Origin of the sequence: Streptomyces sp. NBC_00210 (genome assembly GCF_045160975.1) — a bacterium.
GTDB lineage: Bacteria > Actinomycetota > Actinomycetes > Streptomycetales > Streptomycetaceae > Streptomyces.
The window spans coordinates 8,754,378-8,777,029 of record NZ_CP108120.1; the positions used below are offsets into that span (position 1 = coordinate 8,754,378).

The 22,652-nt window shown below is 67.7% G+C and carries 26 protein-coding genes and 2 pseudogenes; 7 read left to right on the plus strand and 21 right to left on the minus strand.

What is annotated here, in order from left to right:
* Positions 1–154 precede the first annotated feature (154 nt).
* The gene (locus OG729_RS39325; protein WP_405810974.1) at positions 155–757 is read right to left on the minus strand and encodes a hypothetical protein; all 603 of its coding nucleotides are present in this window, start codon (positions 755–757) and stop codon (positions 155–157) included.
* Positions 758–1,371: 614 nt separating this feature from the next.
* Here OG729_RS39325 and OG729_RS39330 point away from each other — a divergent pair.
* From OG729_RS39330 to OG729_RS39340, 3 genes and pseudogenes are all read left to right on the plus strand, one after another.
* Positions 1,372–2,373 carry a phosphotransferase family protein gene (locus tag OG729_RS39330; protein ID WP_405811446.1) on the plus strand — a complete coding sequence of 334 codons (1,002 nt, stop codon included), beginning with the start codon at positions 1,372–1,374 and terminating at the stop codon, positions 2,371–2,373.
* Positions 2,374–3,414: 1,041 nt separating this feature from the next.
* Positions 3,415–3,675 carry an integrase core domain-containing protein gene (locus tag OG729_RS39335; RefSeq protein ID WP_405810976.1) on the plus strand — a complete coding sequence of 87 codons (261 nt, stop codon included), beginning with the start codon at positions 3,415–3,417 and terminating at the stop codon, positions 3,673–3,675.
* Positions 3,676–3,772: 97 nt separating this feature from the next.
* Positions 3,773–4,545: pseudogene (locus OG729_RS39340) on the plus strand (transposase).
* Between the two features lie 80 nt (positions 4,546–4,625).
* Here OG729_RS39340 and OG729_RS39345 read toward each other — a convergent pair.
* The 5 genes from OG729_RS39345 to OG729_RS39365 all read right to left on the minus strand — a co-directional run bounded on the left by OG729_RS39345 (position 4,626) and on the right by OG729_RS39365 (position 8,926).
* On the minus strand, positions 4,626–5,333 hold the full coding sequence (locus OG729_RS39345; protein WP_360875853.1) for a hypothetical protein: 708 nt from the start codon (positions 5,331–5,333) through the stop codon (positions 4,626–4,628).
* Positions 5,334–5,771: 438 nt separating this feature from the next.
* Positions 5,772–6,251: a hypothetical protein gene (locus tag OG729_RS39350; RefSeq protein WP_405810978.1), complete on the minus strand. Its 480-nt coding sequence runs from the start codon at positions 6,249–6,251 to the stop codon at positions 5,772–5,774.
* Between the two features lies 1 nt (position 6,252).
* On the minus strand, positions 6,253–6,453 hold the full coding sequence (locus OG729_RS39355; RefSeq protein WP_360875857.1) for a hypothetical protein: 201 nt from the start codon (positions 6,451–6,453) through the stop codon (positions 6,253–6,255).
* 5 nt (positions 6,454–6,458) lie between these two features.
* On the minus strand, positions 6,459–7,502 hold the full coding sequence (locus OG729_RS39360) for a hypothetical protein (protein WP_405810980.1): 1,044 nt from the start codon (positions 7,500–7,502) through the stop codon (positions 6,459–6,461).
* The gene (locus tag OG729_RS39365) at positions 7,502–8,926 is read right to left on the minus strand and encodes a site-specific integrase (RefSeq protein WP_405810982.1); all 1,425 of its coding nucleotides are present in this window, start codon (positions 8,924–8,926) and stop codon (positions 7,502–7,504) included. The genes OG729_RS39360 and OG729_RS39365 overlap by 1 nt, the downstream gene beginning before the upstream one ends.
* A 340-nt stretch (positions 8,927–9,266) precedes the next feature.
* Between OG729_RS39365 and OG729_RS39370 the strand changes: the two genes are divergently transcribed.
* On the plus strand, positions 9,267–9,686 hold the full coding sequence (locus OG729_RS39370; protein ID WP_405810983.1) for a DUF3307 domain-containing protein: 420 nt from the start codon (positions 9,267–9,269) through the stop codon (positions 9,684–9,686).
* A 150-nt stretch (positions 9,687–9,836) separates the two neighbouring features.
* Here the strand turns inward: OG729_RS39370 and OG729_RS39375 are convergent, their stop codons facing one another.
* The 3 genes from OG729_RS39375 to OG729_RS39385 form a co-directional block, all read right to left on the minus strand.
* Positions 9,837–10,562 carry a dienelactone hydrolase family protein gene (locus OG729_RS39375; RefSeq protein WP_405810985.1) on the minus strand — a complete coding sequence of 242 codons (726 nt, stop codon included), beginning with the start codon at positions 10,560–10,562 and terminating at the stop codon, positions 9,837–9,839.
* 92 nt (positions 10,563–10,654) lie between these two features.
* On the minus strand, positions 10,655–11,179 hold the full coding sequence (locus OG729_RS39380; protein ID WP_405810987.1) for a helix-turn-helix domain-containing protein: 525 nt from the start codon (positions 11,177–11,179) through the stop codon (positions 10,655–10,657).
* Positions 11,176–12,009: a hypothetical protein gene (locus OG729_RS39385; protein ID WP_405810988.1), complete on the minus strand. Its 834-nt coding sequence runs from the start codon at positions 12,007–12,009 to the stop codon at positions 11,176–11,178. The genes OG729_RS39380 and OG729_RS39385 overlap by 4 nt, the downstream gene beginning before the upstream one ends.
* Positions 12,010–12,107: 98 nt before the next feature.
* Between OG729_RS39385 and istA the strand changes: the two genes are divergently transcribed.
* Positions 12,108–13,523 carry an IS21 family transposase gene (gene istA / locus OG729_RS39390; protein WP_405811003.1) on the plus strand — a complete coding sequence of 472 codons (1,416 nt, stop codon included), beginning with the start codon at positions 12,108–12,110 and terminating at the stop codon, positions 13,521–13,523.
* Positions 13,520–14,290 carry an IS21-like element helper ATPase IstB gene (gene istB / locus OG729_RS39395; RefSeq protein ID WP_405803643.1) on the plus strand — a complete coding sequence of 257 codons (771 nt, stop codon included), beginning with the start codon at positions 13,520–13,522 and terminating at the stop codon, positions 14,288–14,290. The genes istA and istB overlap by 4 nt, the downstream gene beginning before the upstream one ends.
* On the opposite strand, the gene OG729_RS39400 is transcribed toward istB, so the two are convergent.
* The 7 genes from OG729_RS39400 to OG729_RS39430 all read right to left on the minus strand — a co-directional run bounded on the left by OG729_RS39400 (position 14,236) and on the right by OG729_RS39430 (position 19,856).
* On the minus strand, positions 14,236–15,624 hold the full coding sequence (locus OG729_RS39400; protein ID WP_405810990.1) for a hypothetical protein: 1,389 nt from the start codon (positions 15,622–15,624) through the stop codon (positions 14,236–14,238). The two genes, istB and OG729_RS39400, sit on opposite strands and share 55 nt — an antisense overlap.
* A 268-nt stretch (positions 15,625–15,892) precedes the next feature.
* On the minus strand, positions 15,893–16,243 hold the full coding sequence (locus OG729_RS39405; RefSeq protein ID WP_405810992.1) for a hypothetical protein: 351 nt from the start codon (positions 16,241–16,243) through the stop codon (positions 15,893–15,895).
* 477 nt (positions 16,244–16,720) lie between these two features.
* A complete protein-coding gene (locus OG729_RS39410) occupies positions 16,721–17,623 on the minus strand; it encodes a replication-relaxation family protein (RefSeq protein ID WP_405803414.1) in 903 nt (300 codons plus the stop codon).
* Between the two features lie 88 nt (positions 17,624–17,711).
* Positions 17,712–17,969, minus strand: a complete 258-nt coding sequence (locus OG729_RS39415; RefSeq protein ID WP_405803412.1) for a hypothetical protein — start codon at positions 17,967–17,969, stop codon at positions 17,712–17,714.
* Positions 17,970–18,287: 318 nt separating this feature from the next.
* Positions 18,288–19,043 (minus strand): hypothetical protein, encoded by a 756-nt coding sequence (locus OG729_RS39420; RefSeq protein ID WP_405803410.1) that lies wholly within the window; start codon positions 19,041–19,043, stop codon positions 18,288–18,290.
* Between the two features lie 127 nt (positions 19,044–19,170).
* Positions 19,171–19,515, minus strand: coding sequence for a hypothetical protein (locus OG729_RS39425; protein ID WP_405803408.1), 345 nt, complete (start codon positions 19,513–19,515; stop codon positions 19,171–19,173).
* Between the two features lie 41 nt (positions 19,516–19,556).
* Positions 19,557–19,856, minus strand: a complete 300-nt coding sequence (locus tag OG729_RS39430; RefSeq protein WP_405803406.1) for a hypothetical protein — start codon at positions 19,854–19,856, stop codon at positions 19,557–19,559.
* Between the two features lie 108 nt (positions 19,857–19,964).
* On the opposite strand from OG729_RS39430, the pseudogene OG729_RS39435 reads away from it, so the two are divergent.
* A pseudogene (locus OG729_RS39435) lies at positions 19,965–20,443 on the plus strand (HIT family protein).
* A 29-nt stretch (positions 20,444–20,472) separates the two neighbouring features.
* On the opposite strand, the gene OG729_RS39440 reads toward OG729_RS39435, so the two are convergent.
* From OG729_RS39440 to OG729_RS39460, 5 genes are read right to left on the minus strand one after another with little or no spacing between them, the layout of a single operon-like run.
* Positions 20,473–20,967 (minus strand): integrase, encoded by a 495-nt coding sequence (locus tag OG729_RS39440; RefSeq protein ID WP_405803404.1) that lies wholly within the window; start codon positions 20,965–20,967, stop codon positions 20,473–20,475.
* A complete protein-coding gene (locus OG729_RS39445; protein WP_405803402.1) occupies positions 20,964–21,425 on the minus strand; it encodes a nucleotidyltransferase domain-containing protein in 462 nt (153 codons plus the stop codon). Before OG729_RS39445 ends, OG729_RS39440 begins: the two co-directional genes overlap by 4 nt.
* Before the next feature lie 8 nt (positions 21,426–21,433).
* A complete protein-coding gene (locus tag OG729_RS39450; RefSeq protein WP_405803400.1) occupies positions 21,434–21,658 on the minus strand; it encodes a hypothetical protein in 225 nt (74 codons plus the stop codon).
* Positions 21,659–21,695: 37 nt separating this feature from the next.
* The gene (locus OG729_RS39455; protein ID WP_405803398.1) at positions 21,696–22,268 is read right to left on the minus strand and encodes a hypothetical protein; all 573 of its coding nucleotides are present in this window, start codon (positions 22,266–22,268) and stop codon (positions 21,696–21,698) included.
* A 10-nt stretch (positions 22,269–22,278) separates the two neighbouring features.
* Positions 22,279–22,479 carry a hypothetical protein gene (locus tag OG729_RS39460; RefSeq protein ID WP_405803396.1) on the minus strand — a complete coding sequence of 67 codons (201 nt, stop codon included), beginning with the start codon at positions 22,477–22,479 and terminating at the stop codon, positions 22,279–22,281.
* Between the last annotated feature and the right edge of the window lie 173 nt (positions 22,480–22,652).

Genomic DNA, 22,652 nt, shown 5'->3' on the forward strand with positions numbered 1-22,652 from the left:
GACGGTCCCGCTCAGTACTGCGGCGCGAATTGGTGCTCTACCGGCTTCCAGCAACTGCGGGGATGGTCCCCAGCCCATGACGTGCCCGGGGTGCTGACCAGGAGGTTCCCAACCTCAGGTCTGCTTCTCTCGCGAACGTGCCTCGCACCGTCTCTCAGTGGCCGTAGGGCGGCTCGAAGCAGCCGGTCTCCATGAACGGGCCGTTGATCTTGACCTCGTAGTTGGTCTTCTGCACGAACGCCGTGACGCAGGCGTCGTCATGGACGCGAAGGCCGACCAGGGCGCCTTCGGCCGTGACGTAGTGGTCGACCTTGTAGCGCGAGTCCATCTCCCGCATGGTAAGCGTCCCGGCGAGCCGCTCGCCGTCCGGCCCAGTCCGCTCCTCCTCGTACCCGAGCTGGAGCAGCGCCTGGCGCACGCTCTTGGGGTCCCACTTCTTCTGTCCCCAGAGCCGCTTGAGTACGGGGTCGATGCGATCTGCTTCCTTTTGCGCGTCCTTCGCGCTGGCGGGGGACATTTTGCGGGAGCGGCGGTAGGCGTTGTTGTCGCCGTTGTGCGGGGCACCGTCGACGACTCCGGGCTCCACGTAGGGGGAAGCGTCGGGGGAACTGGGGTTGGAACTCGGGGGCGTACTCGGGGCGTCGGCCGCCGTGTCCGCGGCGCGCTGCTCACCGCAGGCGGTCAGAGATATGGCGGCGCTCAGGAGGAGAGCGGCCGCAGCAAAGTGTCTGCGCCGCCCCAGCGTTAAGGTCGACATGGGACTGACTCTGCCATGGCGGGGTGGCTGTACTGGTAGCTGGAGTCGCTTGGATGAAGACGTTCACCGTGATCGGCGTCCGGTCGTGCCGACCCAGTCCCCGATCAGCGTCTTCCCCCGGGGCGCTCGGCGGTGAGCTGCGGCTCGACCGCGAGCAGGTCCAGCAAGGTCTCGGGCTCGTTGGTCTTGGCTCCGGTCAGCGCGAACGCGACAGGCAAACCGTGCAGGGTGCACACCAGGTGCAGCCGCATTCCCCAGAAACTAGCGGGTGGCTGGCGTAGTGCCCGTACTGGGCACAGTGAAGCCGAGCATCGCCTGCATCATGGCCAAGGTCACCGGCTCCGCGTCGCCGAGCAGCGGCGCGATGCCTACCTCTGGCCGCGAGGGGGCGAGCTGTGGTCAGTCCCTCAGCAGGTCGTCGGCCGTAACATGGAGTACGGTCGCCAGGGAGTCCAAGTCAGCCTTCACACATAGAGGTTGGCATCCCTCCTCCTACGTGCAATAGGCGTCGCCAAAGGTCGGTCGCCTATGCGCTGGCCCGCCTGGGCGGGAACGCCTCCTCCAGCAGCGGGGGCCGCGCAGTCGATACATGGGGGAGGCAGGTCGTGGACGTGGTGCGCAGGCTTGTCACACGGGATCACTTGGAAGGCGTCGCGCGAGCGGCTCTGGGCACCGAACATCGCCTCGTCGGCGTATCGCGTCTCCGAGGCGGAAGCAAGAAGGGCGTGTACCGCCTCACCTTCGACGATGACTCGACCGCGATCGCCTACATCTGGGACGACGCCGAGAACTACTGGCCCACCACGGGCGCCGACGAGGCCGACAGCCACGCGGACCCGTTCTCGCCCGCCTCCGGCATCGAGCTCTTCGAGGCCGCCCACCGGCATCTGGATGCCCTTGGAATCCGCACGCCCCGGATCCGACTGGCCGACCAGAGCAGGAAGCACTACCCGGCGGACGTTGCAGTGGTCGAGGACGTGCCCGGCGACAACCTGGAAACACTGCTCCGCCAGGACCCGCGCAGCGTGGAAGCGACTATGGCGCAACTCGCCGAGGCACTCGGCGCGATGCAGCGGCACCAGGGTCCACGCTTCGGAAAAGTCGCCCTGATCGACAACGGCGGCACGTCCGAGGGCAGCTCGTGTGAGCAGGTCGTCCTGGACCGCGCGCTAAACGACCTCACCGAAGCCGCCTCGCGGGACACGCGGATCACGCATTCCCGCCACCGCCTGGTGAACGTAGTGCGTGAATTGGCCGCCGCCGTGCGCCCACGCTCGCAGTACGGGCTCATCCACGGCGAGCTCGGGCCAGACCACGTGCTGGTGGACCGGCACGGGCAGCCCGTCCTCATCGACACCGAAGGGTTGATGTTCTTCGATGCCGAATGGGAGCACGCGTTCCTGCGACTGCGCTTCGGCGACCACTACCGGTGGCTGAACAGCGGTGACCTCGACGAGGAGCGCCTGACCTTCTACACACTGGCGATGCACCTGTCCCTCGTTGCCGGACCACTGCGGCTCCTCGACGGCGACTTCCCGGACCGCGACTTCATGGTGGGAATCGCCGAGCACAACCTCCGACAGGCGCTCGCCTTCCTGCCTACAGACGACCGCTGAACCCCGTGGAAAGAATCATCCACGTAGGTTGCCTACCGGTCCATCAGCGGGCGTGCCGGTCCCTCTCCGGGGCGCACGCCGGCCGACCAGTAGGCACGTGAAGAAGGGCGGGGCCCCATGTATTGGTGTGACGTATGCGAGTGCGCGTATCCGCACGGCCGGGAAGGGCCGTCCGCCGCGCTCAAAGCCCACGTCGATGCCAACCACGGGCCCCAGTCCCATGAAGGCGATAAAGCTCCAATCACCGGCCGCCAGGTGGTCATCGGCCTCGTTGGTCTGGTCGTGGCAGCCTGGGGCGCGCGCCTGTTCGGCTTCGAGCTGATGTGACACGTACCAACCACGTGCTGCCTGCCGTACCCACCTCAAGCAGAAGCCCGCGTCGCACTTCGTGCCCGCGTTCGTCTGGACGTGCAGCGCGCTTCCATCGTCCACCGGAGGGCGCAAATGCCCTCGTCGGCCACGGCATCGGAGCCGCTGCCCCAGGATGTCCGTCCTCGACGACATCCTCGCGACCGCCAGCCAGTTCGTGATGGGCATGGCGGCCCTGGTCGTGCTCGTTGGAGTGCTACTGCCCCCAGGGGAGGCTCCGGCGGCACAGCCGTTCACATCAAGCGGGCGATCTTCAAGCGCAACAGGTTCCGCGGCTGAGGACCGGTTGACCTGCCCCGCCCCCGCTCGCTTTGCAGGCATCGGTGCGGAACAGACAACCCGGGCGCGATGCCCGGGCATACGCACGTGCTCCACGGGGCGATAGCCCAGCCATCCACCACCTCGCAGACAAGGAAACCTCACGCATGTCGCACCGCAACGCCGCCGTGTTCGCTGCTCTCATGGGCCTGGGACGTGCAGGCGCCCAGCTCGGAGACTATTGGGTTAACGCGGCGAAGCCCGTGTCCACCTTCCTGAGTGTCTCGGTCAGGAGCCGCCGTAGCGACAGCCCAGCGGCGCGATCGTCCTTGCCGCAGGACAGTCAGGAACCTCCCGGCCGGTGCAATATTTTCCCCCCGCTGCAGCAACTACATGTCAGCCGAGTTTGGGAAGGTGCTCAACCGGTTCGAACTCCGCCGGTCTTCCGGCCGCACCGGGATATGTTTCGACAATGCCATGGCCGAATCGTTCTTCGGCGCGCTGAAGAACGAGCGTGTATCACGGGTCACTTACCTGACCCGAGAGGCTGCCCGGCAGGACATCACTCGGTACATCGAATTCTGGTACAATCGCAAACGCCTCCACTCGGCCGTGGGTTACCGCCCTCCACGTGAAGTCCACGCCGAGTACCAGAAGTTGCGAATCGCCACGTGAAATAGACAGTCAGACGCCTGTCCGGAAAACGCGTGGCCCCTCACTAAAGGCTGTCTCGTAACTCGTGGTGGGGTGCTGCGTTGGGCTGGTCGTGCAGATGATCTCCGCTCAGTGTCCTGAGCTAGTCGAGGCGTTCACCGGGCTCCGCCCGCGCCACTTCCAGCGCCTGGTGCGGGCCGTCTGCCGCGAGGGCGGCAGGGCCCTGGACCCAACCCGCCCGGGCCGCCCGTGGGCTCTGACCTTGGAGGACCGGGTGCTTACTGGTGGCGACGTACTGCCGCACGAATCTCACCATGCGTCGGCTGGCTCCGCTATTCGGGCTCTCTCGGGCAGCGGTCGGCCGGATCATCGACCGGCATGGTCCGCTGCTTGCTCTGCCGTTGACCAAGGGCAGGCCAAGCCGTCGGGAAGTCCTCATCGTGGATGGCGCGCTGGTGCCCACCGGCGATCGGACCGTGTCCGCCTCGTCCAAGAACTACAGGTACTCGGCGAACCTGCAGGTGCTTGTCAAGGCCGATACTCGGCTGGTTCTGGCGTCGGCCGCCCGCTGCCGGGCAACCGCAATGACTGCGCCGCCTTTACCGAGTCAGGCATCGAAGCCTCCTGCGGCAATGCGATCGTCCTTGCCGGCGGCGGCTATCAGGGCACAGGCATCCTCATCCCTCATGCCGGAAGAGGGACCAGGACCGTCTGCCGCACTGGAAGGAGCAGCATAATGCCTCCCACCGGAGGGTCCGAGCCCGGGTCGAGCATGTTTTCGCCAGGATGAAGAATTGGAAGATCCTGCGGGACTGCCGGCTTAAGGGCGACGGCGTCTTCTGGGCCACGAGCGGCGTCGCTCACATGCACAATCTCGTCTTTGAGCGCTGAGCAGACGCCCCTCACGGAGATTCCTGGCCGGACACTCGCCGAGCGTGAACAAGGTGCTATGAACATAACCTTTGGGGTCGTCAGGGAAGCTGGATCACCGCACACGTAGGACCGCGCGTTGATCGAGACTCGCACTCTTCGGCCCCGCCTGCGGTGACTGCGCTGATTTGGATGCCCCATGCGCCCTGTGGGGCCGAGAACGGCACGCTAATGTGCTGTTCGATTTCGCCCCTGTCGTTGGGCCTGAGGGTGCTGTTGTAGAAGTCGCGCGATTCGATGGGGTCCCCGTCCGTGGCCACGGCGTTCGCGTATACGTTGATGCTCGCCCACGTGTCGACGCCGTCCGCGAGCACGTCGAAGCTCAGCCTCATGTCGGACCTCGGCCCTGCGAGTCTGACGTCAGTGATCGTCGGTCGCCCGTTCCCACCTGCCGCTTTGGACGCGCCGACGACCGCCACGCTCAACGCGACCATGTAGAAGATCACTCCGAGCACCAGTACGACGGTCTCCCACAGGTTGCCCCGCCGGGTCGGGTGGATGAGTAGGGCCAGGATGCTGCACACGATGGCGAGGATGGCGCAGAGCGAGGCCACGTAGATGGGCCACGATTCATTGTTGAGCGCGACGAATACGACATCACTCGTCAGCCCCAGTGTGGTCATAACCCCGGCCACCGTGACCAGGGCACCGGCGAGGATCTTGGCAACGTCGTCCAGGCGCTTTCCGACCCTGGCCTGGATCTCGTCGAACGTTGGAGCAGGTTCGTGCCCACCGCCCAGCTGCTTCACCCCGCTCATGGTGGTCGAGGCAGAGTGCGTACGAGTGCCTACGCGCCCATGATTGGCCCGAAGGGAGGAGAAACCAGAGCGGAAGATGGGATCCGTCTCGCCCCGTGCTGGCACTTTGGTTAGTTCCCGCAGCTCAGCTCGGCCCAGATGCGCTTGCCTCAGGGCAACCTGTCGTTTCCCCATCGCAAGCGAGCACCTCGACGAGCTCAGGACACTGAGCGCGGGTCATCTGCACGACCAGCCCAACGCACACCCCACCACGAGTTACGAGACAGCCTTTAAAGCTGAGATAGAGAAGGCAACTTCACTCAGGCCTTCTTCATGACGCCCGGCCCCAGGATTGAGTGAGGCTGTACGACACCCTGGCCAGACCAAAAGCGTTCTCCATCGGCCCTGAACTCCGGTGAGATCGCGTCCTGCCGCGGCTGAACACCAATCTCAGGCCCGGTACAGGGGGACGACGCCCGTGGCGTCGTCCCCGTGCTGCTGTCCGGGCACTGGCGCCGGAGCCATACCGCCGAAGGTACTCAGTTGGCGGCGCAGTCTCTGGAGCTCGTCATCTTTGGCGACCAGGGCTGACAGGGCGAGCTGGTGCCCCGCTTTGAGCTGATTGAGCTCGGTGTGGGTGCGGGCAAGTTTAGTGGTGAGTCGCTGGTTGCGCTCCCGCAGCCGGGCGATCCGAGCCTCGCGCGGGTCGGGCTGCTGACCTGCGGCCCAGGCAGCGGTCCGCCGTTTCTCGAACTCGTCCTTGAGGTGGCCCCAGGTGCGATAGAGGGCAGCGCGGGAGATCCCGGCCTCGCGAGCGAGGGTCTTGACGTCGCAGGCCCCGCCGACCGGGATCTGCCCGGCGAGAAGCCGGTCGATGGCCGCGCGGATCCGCCGTTCGATCTGATCGCGCTGTTCGGGACTGAGCGCCATGTCATCCCGCCTTTCCGGCGGCCTTGTCGATCTCTTCGAGGGCTCGCATGGAGCGTTCGTGTTCGGCCCGCAGCCGGTTCTTCTCACCGGCAGGCATGCGCGGGCTGGCCAGCAGGACGGTGCCGTTGTCCGCCGCGGTCTGCCAGACGGGCCGGTGGAGGAGATGGTGGGTGGCCTGCGGACAGCGGGAGCTGTCACACATTCCCGTCAGCGGAGCCGCCGCCGACTTGGCGCCAGCCAGCTTGAGACACAAGGCTTTGGCCGGGTCCTCGAACCAGCAGTAGTTCGCGGCGGACAGGTGCAGGACTGCGGCCTTCTTCTTGAGCAGCAGTTCGATCTGTCGGTCGGTGACCACCTTGGCCGGGCCGGGCTCGTGCCTTTGGAGTTCGTCCTCGACCGCGCGGAAGGCAGCCATGAGAGCGTCCGCGCCGGGACCGGCTGGCAGCTGGCCGTCTTGGAACTGGCGGAATGCTTGAACGGTCCGGTCGTCAACCCGTCGGGGACGATGCCCGTCCAGGCCCCCAGCAGCAACAGATAGGGGACGGCGTCCGCGTGCGTGGGGAACAGAGCGTTGCGGATCTCCTCAAGCCCCAAGGACCCCTGCCGCGCTTCCTCACGTGTCAGGCCCAGGTGCTTCGCGACCACAGCCCGGCTGACCGGCCCCAGACGCAACAGCAACCAGGCCGCGTTCGCCTTGTCCCAGCCCCCGACCGCCGGGTCCGTGCCTTCCTCGGCGAGCGCGAGCATCGCCCGGTGTCGGTCACCAAGACGACGTACCTCCGCTTTGCACAAGTCGATCAGCCGGTTCCACTCGGCCGGCTGGTAGGGCGGCAGCGGGGAGCCCACGACCGGCCGGGTGTAGTTCGTGCCGAACACCATCTGCCGCACCGGCTCCGCCAAGGCTTGGTGCCGCTCGTCGAAGGCCCGCAGCACCGCGCGGGTGCGGTATTCGACCAGATACTGCGAACGCAGCCAGAAGGAAGCCAGCAGCGGCCGCGTCAGCTCGCCTGCCGATCCAACGAACCCGTCAGCGCGCAGTTCGCGGACCATCCGGCGCAACGTGTAGGTGAAGCTCATCACCGTGGTCCGCTTGGCGAGCGGTCCGTTCGGGTGGATCAGAGCGGCCAGCCCCTCGGTGAGGTCGGTGGCCAGCAGCAGGTTCGGAAGGTCTCCGATCGCGATCAGTTCGGTCGCCTGGCCGGGCAGGGACAACTTCAGCGCGAGCGGCTCGCGGATCACTTCGGCGGGCATCAGACAGCCTCCTCGAACTCGCCATCGGCCTCGGCCAGCACCGCCGGATCCACTTGCCCGTGCGTCTTCTCCCAAGCGGCCCGGTAGATCCGGTGCACGTCCAGGCGCTTGAGGTAGACCTCCGTCGTCGTGACGCTGGAATGCCCCAACAAGTCCCGCAGGATCAACAGCGGATCGGATTTCAGCAGGTAGAGCGCGAGCCCCGACGCGTCACCGGTGGCCGCGGCCATCTGGGCAGAAGCCCGGTAGTGACCCTCCACCAACCGCTCCAGCGTGGCCATCGCGAAGCTGTGGCGACATCGGTGCGGAGCGACGTCCGGGAACCGCGGCTCGAACACCTCCCGGATACGGCGGGCCGTGCGACGAAACAGCGTCCCCCAGTCCACGAACGGCCGCCCGCCGTAGCTCAGCGCCAGCAGCAGCGAACCTCCCTGCGGGTCGACCAGCCGCAGCCGTTCGGCCGGAGCCAGCGACGACCAGGTCATGCGCCATCCGTTGACCCGGCCGCCGCAGAAGTCCGCCTCCTCCACCACCAGCGGCTTCCGGGGCATCCACGAGCCGCGGGCCATCTCCCTGTCCAACGCGATGTAGGCGCGCACCGCCGCCAGCGACGCGTAGTCGATCCACGTCATGCGGAACTTCCGGCCCTTGGCGCCCAACTCCGGCACCGCCCACAAGATCGGCACCTCCGTCGGCTCCGCCGGAAGCGGCGGCACCTCGTGCACCAGCAGATGCGTGAACTCCCGGCTCCGCATCCCGGTGCCCAGCACCAGACGGCCCATCGCCGCGTTCCGCCCCGGGAACCGGCCCCGAAACGCCGCATCCTCCAGACCGTCCGGACCCAGCCCGGCCAGCCCGCGGCAGAACAGATCGGCGAAGTCCGACTCCAGGTACTGCACCTTCACGTGCGGCTTCACCCGCCGCATCCTCGCCAGATTCCGCCCGCTTTCGACCAACCGGCCCTCGACCATCCGCATGCCCGTGCCCACCGTGAACGGCACCGCACCCGCCAGGCCCTCATCCACCGCCCAGGCGTAGAACCGGGGCAACGCGGTGACCTGAAGCTCCCACGAAGACGACGCCAATCGCTCGTCCAACGGCCCCGACAACCGCCGGTCCGCGTACGTACCCAGCGCGGCCACCAGCTCCTGCCGCGAGGCGAACACCCCAATCGCGTGGCGCCGCAGATGAGTCAGCCAGTCCCGGGCCGCCAGCGCGTACGCACGCCACGAGTTCGGCGACGGGGCGCCACTCGACGGAAGCGTACGCAGCCACGTATTCACCACCCGCGTCGCCCGCGGACCGTACCCGTCCTCGAACAGGAAGTCGTCGTCGATCAGGACCGGCATCCGCTCAGGGATCAGCGGCTGCCCACCGAGTCCCCAGGACTGCCAGCCCTCGGAAGAGAAGAAGTGCACCAACACGGGAACGGGACGTTAGGCCCGCGACACGACCTTCATCAACTGCTAACTCCACAACCAATCAACGGGAGTTGAGGCATGTGAGACACGCAAAGAAAGCAGCGACAATTTGGTTTCAGAGCGACTTCTGCGCACGGGTGAAGGGCTCCTCGGACGAAGCGCCGGTGACCTACGAGCACCCCGAGACCCAGGCGAAGAGCACCCACGGCACGGCCGACGGCAGGAAGGCATGCCTTCACCACTGCCTTTCTCTCGGGGTTGCTCGAAGTTCGAGTCCGGGAAGCATGATGATCGTGCAGCTCAGGCGCGTGTGTCCGCGGTCGCTGGGTGAGCGACAAGTGTCGTGGACCGAGTCGGTGGCTTCCTGATGTTGTTCTTCGAGAGCCTGCTGGCGCATCTGGCCGGCGACTACCTCATCCAGTCGGACTGGATGGCGACGGAGAAGGTCAAGCGGTGGTGGCCCGCGATCGTGCATGGCACCACGTATGGGCTGCCGTTCCTGCTGATCACGCAGTCCCCGCTCGCACTTGCGGTGATCGTGGCGACGCACGTTGTCCTGGACCGCTATCGGGCCGCGAAGTACCTGGTCTGGGCGCGGAACCTGCTGGCCCCTGCCTCGCGTCGGGTCGCTTGGGCGGACGTGCAGAAGAACCAGGGCTCGCCCGTGGCCGTGCCGTCCGGCCTGGCGAAGGCCCTGGTCATCGTTGCTGACAACACTGTGCACCTGGCGATTAACGCCGCCGCCCTGGCGTGTTGGGGGTGATGGCGACGACTTGGTGCAGGGGACAGGACCGGAATGCGCCAGAAACCTGCCGTGGCGACCGGTAAGCACCGGTGGTGGGTGGCCGAGCTTGGTGCGTGGTGACGGTCGACCGGCTTGGTTTGCGGTCCGGAATCGCGGTTGTCGACCAGATCACTCCGTGATGGGCAGGCACTCGGCGAGCAGGTCGACGACGTCACGCCACGCTCGCTGCGCGTGCCGTGGGTGGTAGCCGACGCCGGGGACCACGGTGTGGTCGACCGGTGGGTGGTGGAAGGCGTGTAAGGCGCCGCCGTAGAGCGCGAGGCGCCAGTCGACGCCCGCGGCCTGCATCTCAGCGGTGAACGCGTCCCGTTGCGCGGGCGGCATGATGGGGTCTTCCGACCCGACACCGGCCCACACCGGGCAGCGAATGCGCGCCGCCTCGCCCGGTCGGCCCGTGGTCAGTGCGTTGACTGTCCCGATCCCCCGCAGGTCGACGCCGTCGCGCCCGAGTTCCAGCGCGATCGCGCCCCCGGTGCCGTAGCCGACGGCGGCGATCCGGTCGGGGTCGGTCCGCGGTTCGGCGCGGAGCACGTCGAGCGCCGCGTGGCCGATGCCCCGCATCCGGTCGGGGTCGGCGAGCAGCGGCATGCAACGGGCAAGCATCTCCTCAGGGTCGCCCAAATAGCGCCCGCCGTGGAGGTCGAAGGCCAGCGCCACGTATCCCAGCTCAGCGAGTACATCGGCCCGGCGGCGCTCGACGTCGCTGAGCCCCATCCCCTCAGGCCCGACCAGGACCGCGGGCCGGCGGTCGACACCGGCCGGGAGCGCGAGGTGCCCGATCATCGTCAGGCCGTCAGCCGCGTATTCGACCGTGCGCGTTGTAACCGTCGTCATGAGCCTGGACTGTAGTGATCGCCGGGCCCGGTCGGGCCGGTGTTCTGCTGCTGGCAGAAGGCAGGTCTCTGGCGTATTCCGGAACCGCCCTGTCAGCGGTTCAGCTGCGCCATCAAGTCCCGGTTCGCGGCGCGTGCGGCGGCGAGGTCCTCGTCGCGCTCGGCGAGTTCGGAGCGGAGGTCGAGGATCCGCTGCTCCAGCTCGCCGATGCGGCGGGTGAGTGTTTCGACGTCGGCGGGGGCACCGAGCCCGGAGGCTTCCCAAGCAGCCTGTCCAAGCGCTTCAGACAGACGTCGTTCGAGCCGGGTGATGTGCGCGGACAGACGGCCGTTGCGGGCCGTGAGGTTCGCGATGTCGGCCAGCAGCGACCGGCGGCTGACCTGCGTTCCGGCCGTCGCGCTGGGAGGCGGCTCGCCCGCTCGGGCGAGAACGGCCGCGTGCAGGTCACCGTGCCGGTGGATCAGACTGCGGTGGACGCCGGCGGCGCGGGCAACGGAGGAGACGGTGATCTCCTCGCCGTCCGCGGCCAGCTTGTCGAGGACCTTGAGGGCACGGGTCCGCCGCCGGTCGGAGTCCGCTGCCCGTGCTCGGGCCAGGTGGTCCGGTGATGTGCTCACGTGTCACGCTCCAGCCGCAGGTCCGGCTCCGGCGGGCGGATGCCGGGCATGCCCAGGGAGACGGTGCGGGTCTTGCGCAGGGTCCGCGTAGCCTCCGTGATCTGCTCGCGTTCGTCGTCCGTGAGCCCGTCCAGGTCGGTCTCGACGCGGCGGATCAGTGTGCGGATGCGCTTGACTTCCTCCTCGGAGGGAGTCGCCTCGGTGCGGGCCCAAGCGTCCAAGTCGGTTGCTGCGGCCAGGCGTTCGCGATCCCGGAGCAGAGTGTCGAGGTAGGTCCGCAGCTCCGGCAAGTACGACGGGTCGGTGCGGAAGTGGTCGCAGCCGACGCAGCGGAACCGGAACGGGCAACCGTGGCCGCCGGCCTTGACGTTGCTCGGCTCGACGCAGATCCCGTAGGGGACGGACACCTGGCCGATCCGCAGGCGGGCGTGCTCGTGCTCCAGGAGCTGGCGGGCCTGGGTCCAGATCTTGTTGCCGTGCCGGTCGAACTGGTGCGAGACAAGTTTATCGACCGCGGCCCGGGTGCGTTTCTCCGTGACCCGGTAGTAGCCCTGAGTGGTCTGCAACGACCGGTGACCCATGAGCTCGCGCAGCACGTCAGGCAGGGTTCCGGCGTCGGCGTGCCGCTGGGCGTAGGAGTGGCGGTAGGAGTAGGGCACGACTTCCAGCTTGGGGAACTCGGTGCCGTCGGCCAGTAGCAGTGGGGGCATGGCGTTGATCCAGCGGCGGTGGACGTTGCCGATGGGCTGCATCCGGAACGGCTTGGTGCCCTCGGAGTTCTGCCGGGGCTGGGGGAAGAGGACTGTCGGCGTACACGTGAACGTCCCCACCCGCGTACGGATGAAAAGGGACAGTTGTTGATGCGGTGAGACCTGTTGCCCGCCACTCTGCTGCTTGATCGATGTGGGATGGCGGAGGGCGGTTGACGGTGGTCTTGGATCCGCATCGCTGGCTGGAACTGCGGCGTTTCCGTGGCCTGTTGGAGTCCGGGGCGATAAGTCTGTCGGAGATCGCCAGGGAGACGGGGCTGGACAGGAAGACGGTCCGCAAGTACCTCTCTGCACCTGGTCCGGCGACTCCTCCGAGGCGGTCGGCGAACGGGCGGTCACGGGCGAGGGCAATCGACGAGTTCGCGCCGCTGGTCGACTCGATGCTGCGGGCCGAGGTCCTGATGAAAGCGGCGGTCATCCACGAACGGCTTGCCAGCGAGTACGGGTTCACCGGCAACTACCAGCGGACGAAGCTCTACGTCCAGGATGCCCGTCCCAGGATCGCCGAGGAACTCGGCATCACGCCGAAGGAACTGGCGGGCATGCACCGCCGCTTCGAGGTCATCCCGGGCGCCCAGGCCCAGGTGGACTGGGGCGACGAGGGAAGGACCCTCGCCCACATGGGCATCGGCAAGGTCTACTCCTTCCACATGACGCTGTCGTACTCCCGTGACCCGTTCTGCTGCTTCACCACCAGCCAAGACCTGCAGTCGTTCTTCGACTGCCACCGCCGGGCGTTTTCCCACTTCGGCGGGGTGCCCATGACGATCGTTTACGACCGCACCAAGACCGTCGTCCGCCGGCATGTCGCCCCCGGCGAGGCGGTCCCGCTGCATCCGGAGGCGGTCGGCTTCGCCGGCCACTACGACTTCGACATCGATGTCCTGGCCGCCTACCGGCCCACCGGCAAAGGCCGCGTCGAACGCCAGGTGCTGATCGTCCGAGATCACGTGCTGTCCGGCCGGGCTTTCTGCTCCGTCGAGGAGATGGACGCCGCGTTCGCCGCGTGGGTGCCGCTCCGGCGGGCTCAGATCCACAAGACACACCGGGAGGTCATCGGCGAGCGGGCGGCCCGCGACCACGCGGCCCTCAAACCGCTGCCGCCGACCCCCTATCTGGTGGCCGAGCGGCACCTGCGGCCGGTCGGCAAGGACTGCCTGGTCGCCTTCGGCGGCAACCTCTACTCGGTGCCCGCCCGGCGCGTCCGCCCGCGCCAGCTGGTGGAGATCCGGGCCACGAAGTCGCAGGTCATGCTGCACTCCACCGTCCCCGGCACCGACGGCGACACGCTGCTGGCCATGCATGCGCGGGTGGTCGGCCGCGGTGTCCGCGTTGTCGAGGAACAGCACTGGGACGGCCTGCCCACCGGCAAGGGACGCCGAACCACCACCGGCGACATCCCGCCCCGGCCCCGCCCGCAGCCCCGAGGTGAAGAAGCCGGCCCGTTGCAGGCCCTGCTGAACCGGGCCGCCGCCACCCGGATCGAGGTCGGCCGCCGTCCGCTGTCGGTCTATGACGAACTGACCGGCACCCGCCCCTTCACCACCAGCCGACCGACGAAGGAATCCTCTTGAGCGAGCTGACCGGCAACCGCATCCGCACCACGGCCGGCAAGCTCGGCCTGCCCCACCTGGCGGAAACCATCAACGAGTTCACCCGGCGCGCGGACGAGGCGAAGATGGGCTACCTCGACTTCCTCGACCTGGTCCTCTCCGAAGAACTCGCCGTCCGTGACGACCGCCGCTTCCGCACCTGCCTGCGGACCTCAAAGCTGCCGCACCACAAGACGCTCGACGAATACGACTTTTCCTTCCAGCCCGAACTCGACCCGCGCAAGGTCAAGGACTTGGCCACCTTGTCCTTCGTCGAGGCCAAGGCGAACGCGGCCCTGCTCGGTCCGCCCGGGGTCGGCAAGACGCATATCGCCGTCGCTCTCGCGGTCGCGGCCTGCCGGGCCGGCTACTCGATCTACTTCACCAGTCTCGACGACATGGTCCGCAACCTCAAAGCCGCCGAAGCGACGGGCCGGCTGACCAGCAAGCTCGGTTCCTACCTTCGGCCGAGCGTCCTGGTGGTCGATGAGGTCGGCTACCAGCCCCTCGAACGAGCGGAAGCGAACCTGGTCTTCCAGGTCATCTCCAAGCGCTACGAGAAGGGCTCGATCATCCTCACCTCGAACAAGACCTTCAGCGAATGGGGCCAGGTCTTCGGCGACGAAGTCCTCGCCACCGCCATCCTCGACCGCCTCCTGCACCACTGCGAAGTGATCGCCATCAACGGCCCCAGCTACCGACTCAAGAACCGACTCAAGGCCATCGAGCGAGAGAACGAAGTGGCCTGACAGCTGGGGACGTTCATCTGTACGCGGCTGGGGAGCTGAGGCCGTACGCCGACAAGGACCAGCTTGGACAGCTCGGTGTCTGGGAAACGGGCGCGGATGGCCTTCTTCTGCCCGACGATGATCTCTGCGGTGGAGTCCGGGATCGGCAGGCGGAGGCCGATGCGGTTGTTCTTGAAGTCGGTGTAGACGAGCACGGACTTGCCGTGCTCGTCGGTCTCCATGCAGTCCCAGGGCAGGCATCCGATCTCGTCGGGGCGTCGGCCGGTATCGACGAGGATCTCAATGGCGGCGCGCGCGTCGTCGCTGCCGTCACGGATCTGGTCGAGGGTGGGCAGCCGCTCGCAGAGCTGGCTGAGGATCTCCTTCGGCAGGGCTCTGCCCGGCCCCTCCTCGATGACGACCGGGGGCATGTCGTGCCTGCGCAGCGCGAAGTCGTCGGGCAGGTCGGCGAGGATTTCGCCGGGCCGTGTCAGGCCCAGGTCGCGGATTTCGCGCAGGAACCGGCTGGTGAAGCGGCAGACCGTCGTGCGGCGGAAAGCGCTGATCTCGCCGGTGTGCGCGAGGTGAGCCACGTACTGCGTGAACGTCTCGATGTCGCTGCGGCCGAGCGCGGCCATGTCCGCTCCGTCGTCCTGACGGGAGCGGACCAGGCTCTGGGAGAGGTAGCGCAGGCAGAGGATCATGTCGGAGAGGCCGTTGGGGATGTTCTTGCCGTAGCGACGGGGGATCTCGTCCAGCACCCACGTCTTGCAGGCCCGCCGCATCCACTCCTGGTGCAACGGCGTGAAGTCCATCCGCCGCCACTGGCCCAGTCCGAAGGCGCCCATGTTCCAGACGTCCTTGATCTGCTCCAGTTCCGGAGTGGAGACGGCGGCCGCGAGCATGTGGCGCATGCGGTTGGCCATGCCGGCGAGGTGGGTGTTGCGGGGCACCTGGACGTCGTCGAACTGCTCGACGCGTTGCTCGCGCAGGTGCCGGACGAGGCCTCGCAGCAGGACGGGCGGGCTTTTGACCTCGGCGTCCGTGCGGGCCTGGAGGACGTAGAGGATCTCGGCGGTCACCAGGGCCGGCAGACCGCGCAGGCTCAGCGCGGTGGACTCCGCCGTGCCGGGCTCGGTGCGGCACCACGTCTCGAATTCAGCGTCGGGGACTTGTGCCTCCTGCCACCTCACCCAGTGCGGAGGGCAGAACAGGTTCGAGCTGTTCGCCTGGTGCCGGTGGCAGGCGTCGACCGAGCACAGGCCGAAGCCCGGCAGCGGGCGAACGCGGGGGTCGGCGAAGAACGCCTCCAGCGGCGGGCGTCCCAGCCTCGTGAACAACTCGCGGTGCCGCATGCACATCTGTGTGCGGGACGACGTCCAGGGGCGCCGGCACTGCATCCCGCCTCGTCGAAGCACGGGACAGACCCGGTCGTCCTGGAATGAGACAGGCGCAAGCAGACCTCCACCCCATTCGTCACACCACCAGCCCCACCAAGCAGAGCCGCCCCTGCAGACCCACCAGCAACACCCCGAGGGGCAGAACAAAACAGCCCAGAGCACAGCACTCAAGATGAAAACGACCTCTCCGAACCCATCTCTGAAGCTCATAGCTGATCGCCGTCTACTTGTAGGCCTGGTTCAGCGCCCAGATCGCCCAGACGATCACGGCCAGCGGAATCACGACGGCCGCGGTGCCGAGCGCGACACCCGCCCGCGCCCGGAAGCGATCGGCTCCCTCCCAGCCCCGCATCCTGCGCAGAGCGACGGTGCCTGAGACGACCGCAGAGATCCCCACGGGCACGAAGAAGTACACGGGAAGAAGGCGGACCCACATCGGGACCGGGGCGGGCAGCAAGGGGCAGACCATCATCGCGACGGCGACAGCACCCAGTACAAGCGACGTCGTACCCTGCGACTGCTGCCGCGCCGCCACCTGTTCACTCGATCCGGCCATCTGCTCAACGGAACTCATGCTCGGGATGCTAGGCAGCAGGTACCGCGCTCCGCTTGGGCGCGAGTACCTAGGTCGTCCTGAGTAGCCGCAGCCGAAGAGTCGGCACGAGACCAGCGCAGGAGCGGGCGGCGCCTCCACGGGTCTGTAAGCCGCTGTTGCTCCTAGCGCCGGACAGTCCGTCTGGTCCGTCAAGCGAGTTCGTCGTCGTGGCGGCGAGCCTTGGCACTTCCGTCTGTACCGGCAGATCTGACTACCTGGTCGCGAAGGTGGCTTCCCGTCTGGGAAGTACTTGCAGGCGGACCTCGTGTGATCAGGCGGCCCGCACTGCGGCCACTGACCGTGGAGTGGCTGCTGTCGGGTGGACGGGCGGCCGGGTGAGTCTGCGGGACGCGGGATGCCTCAGGCGATGGTCTGGGGCGTGGTGAATGCCTGCCGTTTCAGGGCAGCAGTCCTGGGGTGGCAGGCTGGTCACTCCCTATCGCTCGCGCGGGGGATTCACAGCTCGGTCCATGGGCGGGGTTTGCCGTCGGCCAGTGGCACCCAGACGGCTTGGGCGGGGCCGTGTTGCTCGATGTCTTCCAGCAGGGCGGCTCCGAGCCGGACTTCGCGGGCGAGGGCTGTTACGAGCGGGTGCTGGGCGACCATGGCCTGCAGATCGCTGATCGGATTGTCCAGCCTGGTTCGGGAGGCGCCGGTGAGCACGAAGAGCACGCGGGGGAAGACCGGATACCAGCGGAGCCAGGCAGGGCCTGTGGCGGTCGGCCTGTGGCGGGTGACGGGCTGGGCTTCGTACTGGAACAGACGGGCGTACTCGATCGACTTCACGGCCAGCCGCTCGCTGCTCATGGTGGTGCGATCGGCTTCCGCGAACGCGCGGAGCTTTCGTCGGTGTTCGCTTTCGGCGGTGGTGTAGTACATGACGGCGTCGGCCGTAGTCTGTTCGCCTTCGCCGATGGAGTGAGACACCTCAGGGGTCCAGTCCCAGGGGCCGTGCTCGTGTCCGAGCCGGCGGGCGTCTGCGGCAAAGGCCAGGTGGGCGCGCACGACGGCGAGCGTGTGCGGGGTCTTGAGCGAGGCTGCCGTATCCGAGGTGATGGGGTAGGGCGGCCGTCCCCGCAGGACGGGCAGATCCCGGGTCAGGCGTGAGCCTTCCTGCGTGAGGTACCAGGCGTGGGTACGTGAGCGGTTGGCGTCCGGCAGTACCGTGCAGTCGACGAAGCTGTCGGAGCGGAGCTTGTTCAGGACGCGGGACAGCAGTTGCCGTGTGCCGTCCGGCCGCAGCATCCGGCGCAGCTGGCTGGTGGTGGCGATGCGGTGCTGGGCGAGCGCGGCCAGTACCTGGTGGCTCAGGGGTTCAGCGGGGCTGGGGGCCAAGCTCGTGGCCGGAGTGCTGGTCATGCGAAATCCTTTCGACGCACGCCTGCGGCCTGGGTGCTGAGCAATGGGCGGCTGCGCGCATGAGAACACGGGTCCCTCGATGTGCCGGTCACGCGATGGCGAGGCGTCGCATCGCGAGGGCGTCGTCGAGGTGGGCATCGCTCACGCTGTCGAGGGGGTCAGCCAACCGGTGATTGCCGCGAGCGGCTTCCTCGACCTGGGCCGCGCGGGCCGCAGGGGCGTCCTTCGGGGCAGTTCTCGCGAGATCGGCGGCGGTGGCGCTCGGGCTGCTCGTACCGCACGCTTCGCATGACGCGTGGTCGATGTGGGGGACGCCGCAGCCGTCGCATGTCCAAGCGCTGCTCATGGGGGTCTTCCTTCCGCGGGCCGTGGCGGTCTCCGTCAGAACCTTCGGTTGCTGATGAGGAAACCCGTGGTCCCCGACCAGATCCCCGACCATGAAGCCCCGACCATGGTCACGAACTCGAATCAGCCTCGTGGTCTGCACCGTGGTCGCCATCCATGACCCCGACCACGAGGCTTGGAGGGCGGCACCTAGAAGTTCGGCGATGGCCGGTCCGCAGCAGCATCTGCTGCTGCGGGGCGTGGTGGCGAGCCACGCCATGCCGGCCATCGTGCGACAGTCGGCCCGCAAGGGACCAACGCCCGTAACCGGCTGCCGCGTTCATGGGGCGGTGGGCGGATGTGCGCTCACCGCCGGGTTCTGCTTCTTGGACCGCTGGGCGGCCTGCTCGAGGATATGTCGGCGCGTCCACCGTCGGCGCCCGTTCTGGCGCCCGGCATTCTCGGCGAGCGCGTCCGGGGTTTTCAGCAGCGGCAGGTTGCCCTGGGACAGGCTGCTGGAGAAGGAGCCGACGCTCTTGTACCCCAGCAAGGCGGCCGCCTGCGTCGCTCCCAGAAGTTCGTCGGGATCGCCGTCGACGGGAACGTCGGGCAGGGGCGGTACCGCTTTGGCTCCCGCTCGTCTTCCGCGGCCGGGCCGGGTGGCCATCCAGTCCAGCAGAGTCTGCACGCGCCACAGCTGCCGGCGGTAGGGGTTTTCCGTGGTGCCCAACTCTTCGACGACGTCCGGGTCGGGGAAGTAACCCGGGTGGTCGCGTACGAAAGTGGTGACCTGGTTGGAGTTCTTGTAGCCGAGGAACCGCGAGGCATCCGCCGCGTTCAGCAACTCCTGCGGGTCGCGGGAGGGCGGTGTGTGTTCCTGGAGCCTTGCCGGCGTGCGGTGGGCGAACCACTCGGTGACCTGCGCGTGGTCCCACAGGCGGGCGCGGCCGCGCATGTCCGCGATCTCGGGAAAGGGCACGCCGGCCGCGTTTTCCGCGCGCTCGGTGTAGAGGCCGCTGATGCGCGCGGGCGTCAGGCCCTGTTCAGCCGCGATCTCGGCAGCGTCGGCCAGGCGAGGCTCACGGCGCGAGGTCATGGCAGAACCATCCGTCCTGTCGGAAGTGGGCCGGCCTGCCCGGCCCACAACGCAAATAATGGCAGGAGTTGCGGTTGGGGGTCCAGCCCGCGGTTCAAGGATTTTCCCGGACGGCCGCGCTCACGGCTCAATCCTCAGGGATCAAGCAGACGCCGCGGCGCGCGGCGTCCTCCGCCATCTCCGCGTACGCCATGGCGGCCGGCGTCATCTCCCACTCGGCCAAGGCCAGCAGCAGGATCACCTCGTCGCGGTCCTGCGATGCATCACAGGGCATACCGGCCGTGTCCGCGGCGAACATCAGCTCCGCAGTGGCCAGCCCGCCAAGGCGCGCTGCCACACTCCGATGCAGATCCTGCAGACCCTGCTGGTACAGCTCGTTCGCCTCGCTCAGGAGCAGCACCAGGTCCTCGCCGAGGCTGGCCGGTGCCGCCGCAGCGAGGTCGAGGATGCGCTGGGTCGTCGTCATCATCATTGAGTATCCCTCCGACAAGGGGGTGAAGGCCGGTGTGGTGGTCAGCTGCAGCCGTCGCACATGGCGCGGCCGCTGCCACGGGCCAGCTTGGGTTCCTTGCGGGGCTCCCTCTTCAGCGCTGCGCGCACGTGGACCTCGAGGGCGGTGAACTCCGGGCCGTCGTCCGGGCAGACGATGCCGGGGTCGGGCGCCCCGCAGATTTCGGCGTGGCGGATCAGATCGGTGATTCGCCAGCCGGCGCAGAAGCTGTCGTCGCGCACCTGCTCGATCTCGGCGTACAGGGCGGCCAGCCGCGGCCGCCGGCCGAGAGCGAGCAGTACGTCGCGTTTGGAGGCGAACACGCAGATCGAGCAGGAACAGCTTTTCCGAACTAACGAAGTGCCGGTCGGGCGCGGTGCTCCGAGACGCTGACCGAGGGTCGGGCGGTCGCGATCAAATAGGTTCTGGTCATGGTCGATGACTGGCGAATGGACCGGATCGGGAGTGCTCTGCGAGGTGAAAACCCGGCCGTGCTGCGGCGCTTGGACGCAGGGTTCGCAGTGATCGGCGATGTGCAGTTCCTGCCGGGCTACTCGGTGCTCCTGGTGGACGACCCGAAGGTGGAGAGACTGTCGGAACTGCCCAAGGCCAGGCGGCTGTCGTTTCTGTCCGACATGGACACTCTCGGAGAAGCAGTCGAGCGAGTATCCCGTCGCATGGACGCAGCCTTCCGGAGGGTCAATCTGGAGATCCTGGGCAACACCGATGGGTTCCTGCATGCGCACGTATGGCCGCGATTCGGGTGGGAGCCAACCGACTTGGTCAGCAAGCCGGTGTGGCTCTATCCCGTGACAGATGGACCGACGATCAGTTCGCACTCGGTCCGCAGCATGACCCACTGCGCAAGGCGATCGAGGACGAGTTGGACTGTCTGCGCTCGGCGCACTGACGGCGAGCCGACGAAGGAGATCGCCGAGGTCACTGGCCTTCTCCATGGATGATCGGCATGCCCAGGGTGACCGGGGTGCGGTTACGGGTTCGTGAGAGCCGGTCCAGCGAAGCGAGCTTGTTGCGGGCGGCTTCGAGGCTGATCTGAAGCCCTTGCACCTCACCGAGCCAGCCGTTGACGCGGGCCTCTTGGATACGGTCGCCGAGATTTCGGATGATCTCTTCCAGTCGTCGACGCTGTTGCGGGTCGACGCGGAGCACCGGACACCGGACGCAGGCATGCTCGTGCTGGCAGGGGGTGCCGTAGGGGCGCCCACAGGTTCCAAGCTCGACCTTGCGCAACTCGAAGTGCTTCTGGAACTCCTCCCACTCCTGCTCGGTGGGTTCCCGGTATTCCGCGGCCGGGCGGTCAGCGCGCCGGGTGTCGAGGAAGGCTCGGTAGGACTTGATCAGCTCCTCCTGGAAGACCGCTAATGGTGGAGTCGGGTATTGGAACTGTCCGAATGCCCCTGTCCGGGTGGTCACGGTCGGCAGGTCTGGATCAGAGAGGCAAGGACTCCTGCTGGGTCATGCAGAGAGTGGGCGCCGTCAGTGACGACGCGGCGTGTGCCAGGGTCGACGCGGTCTGTCCGTGCCCACTCCGGAGACCCGATGCCGATCTCAACTTCCAAACCTGAGACCGTGGCATACCGTCGTTCGGTGATGGGTCCCCACGATTGAGTTCGCACGAGTCCGCCGAGGGCGAGGTCGTTGGCCCAGGTGTTGTTGAAGTACTGGGTCTGGTCCGTCGTGAGCAGGACGATGTCGATGTCGGAGTCGGGGCGCGCGGCATTGCGGGCGTATGAACCGACAAGGAGCAGACCGACGATGTCCTGGCGGTTTGCGGCCCAGCGTGTGATTCCGTCGATGATCTCCTGCGCTTCGGCGGCCCGTTCCTGTGAGATCTCGGATTGCTGCGCTGATTGTTCGGCGCGGTGTGCCATGTGGGCTCCTAGATTTCTGGACGGCGGCTGATCTCGGCTGTGTAGGCACCCCAGTCTCCGGCAGCGGCCCGCTGCCACTTGACGGCGACGGTGATGTCGATGCCGAGGGTGCGGGCGAGGACTGCGGCGGGCAGCTCGGTGGCGAGTTGGAACAGAGCGGTCGACCGGGTCTCCGCCAGCCGGATGCCGAGCTTGCGGAGCCTGGGAACCCACCCCTGACCTGCTCTTCTCACTCCCGTGACGTCTGGGCGAACGCGGCCGGCATGGGGGTCACGGAGCCGGGGCGGCCGGATGCTTCGACCTGCACCCACTCCCCGGAGGGGCCGACGACTGCACAGATGCTGTCGACCCGGACGGGGCCGTGCTCCCCGGTCGGCCTGGTGTCGTGCTGCCAGAGATGATCCGGGTGCGCCGGTACTGCTCCTCGCCCCGGGCCCCGGGGAGTGCGCCGGCCACGGCCTCGGCGACGGCGCGACGGCTGCTTTCCTCCGCCTGCTGCTGGGCGGCGCGTTCGGCGGCCTGCTGCGCGGCCTCGGTGTGCAGCGGGTACAGCCGCCGGGTGACCTCGCGTGCCACATGGTGGGCGCTGCTGGCCGTGACCCTGATCGAGGGCGCGGTCATCTCGGTCTCGTCCGGCAGTGCGGCGTAGATCTTCAGCTGGTCGGGGCGGCGGTCGTCGGGCTGGCACAGGCGCACGGCGCGGCCGTCGTCGTCGATGATGAGTCCTCCCATACCGCGCTCGTAGCCGGTGAGCCGGTCCGTCCGGCAGTGCGTGCCCAGCTCCTGCGCCACCTCGTCGGCAAACGCGTCCAACAACTCCTGTGTGGTCAACTCCTGTGGCATGGCGGCCGCTTCACTCCTTCGGATGGCTGGTGGGCGTGCCCGGCGCGGGGCTGCTCGCGGGCTGGTCGCGGGTCTCGGCGTCGCGGCGGAAGTCTTCGGCGGTGTAGCCGGTGTCGCACGGCGGCTTGCACAACTGGCCTGGAGGCGCGCCGCACGTCTCGCACTGGTCGTCGAAGTCCTCGGGGCGCCACGGCCGCAGCGGGCCGGTCATGCGGGGAAGCCCCGGATGTGGTCGAGGACTGCCCGTGCGGACATGACCGGAGTCCGGTGCATCGGCTCGGTGCACTGGGCCTGCCAGATACTCGCGGGGCGGGACGGGGTGATCTGGTTGCAGGTGGCCGGGCTGATGCTCCACTCGCGGCCGTGCGCGTCGGTGGGGGGTGT

What these genes read in the sequence shown, in the direction of transcription:
- OG729_RS39375 (WP_405810985.1), bottom strand. Translation starts at nt 10,562, where the DNA reads ATGACGACGGTTACAACGCGCACGGTCGAATACGCGGCTGACGGCCTG.
- OG729_RS39410 (WP_405803414.1), bottom strand. Translation starts at nt 17,623, where the DNA reads ATGACCAGCACTCCGGCCACGAGCTTGGCCCCCAGCCCCGCTGAACCC.
- OG729_RS39420 (WP_405803410.1), bottom strand. Translation starts at nt 19,043, where the DNA reads ATGACCTCGCGCCGTGAGCCTCGCCTGGCCGACGCTGCCGAGATCGCG.
- OG729_RS39405 (WP_405810992.1), bottom strand. Translation starts at nt 16,243, where the DNA reads ATGAGTTCCGTTGAGCAGATGGCCGGATCGAGTGAACAGGTGGCGGCG.
- OG729_RS39455 (WP_405803398.1), bottom strand. Translation starts at nt 22,268, where the DNA reads ATGCCACAGGAGTTGACCACACAGGAGTTGTTGGACGCGTTTGCCGAC.
- OG729_RS39350 (WP_405810978.1), bottom strand. Translation starts at nt 6,251, where the DNA reads ATGGCGCTCAGTCCCGAACAGCGCGATCAGATCGAACGGCGGATCCGC.
- OG729_RS39460 (WP_405803396.1), bottom strand. Translation starts at nt 22,479, where the DNA reads ATGACCGGCCCGCTGCGGCCGTGGCGCCCCGAGGACTTCGACGACCAG.
- OG729_RS39425 (WP_405803408.1), bottom strand. Translation starts at nt 19,515, where the DNA reads ATGATGATGACGACGACCCAGCGCATCCTCGACCTCGCTGCGGCGGCA.
- OG729_RS39445 (WP_405803402.1), bottom strand. Translation starts at nt 21,425, where the DNA reads ATGGCACACCGCGCCGAACAATCAGCGCAGCAATCCGAGATCTCACAG.
- OG729_RS39415 (WP_405803412.1), bottom strand. Translation starts at nt 17,969, where the DNA reads ATGAGCAGCGCTTGGACATGCGACGGCTGCGGCGTCCCCCACATCGAC.
- OG729_RS39360 (WP_405810980.1), bottom strand. Translation starts at nt 7,502, where the DNA reads ATGCCCGCCGAAGTGATCCGCGAGCCGCTCGCGCTGAAGTTGTCCCTG.
- OG729_RS39400 (WP_405810990.1), bottom strand. Translation starts at nt 15,624, where the DNA reads ATGCGGCACCGCGAGTTGTTCACGAGGCTGGGACGCCCGCCGCTGGAG.
- OG729_RS39325 (WP_405810974.1), bottom strand. Translation starts at nt 757, where the DNA reads ATGTCGACCTTAACGCTGGGGCGGCGCAGACACTTTGCTGCGGCCGCT.
- OG729_RS39355 (WP_360875857.1), bottom strand. Translation starts at nt 6,453, where the DNA reads ATGTGTGACAGCTCCCGCTGTCCGCAGGCCACCCACCATCTCCTCCAC.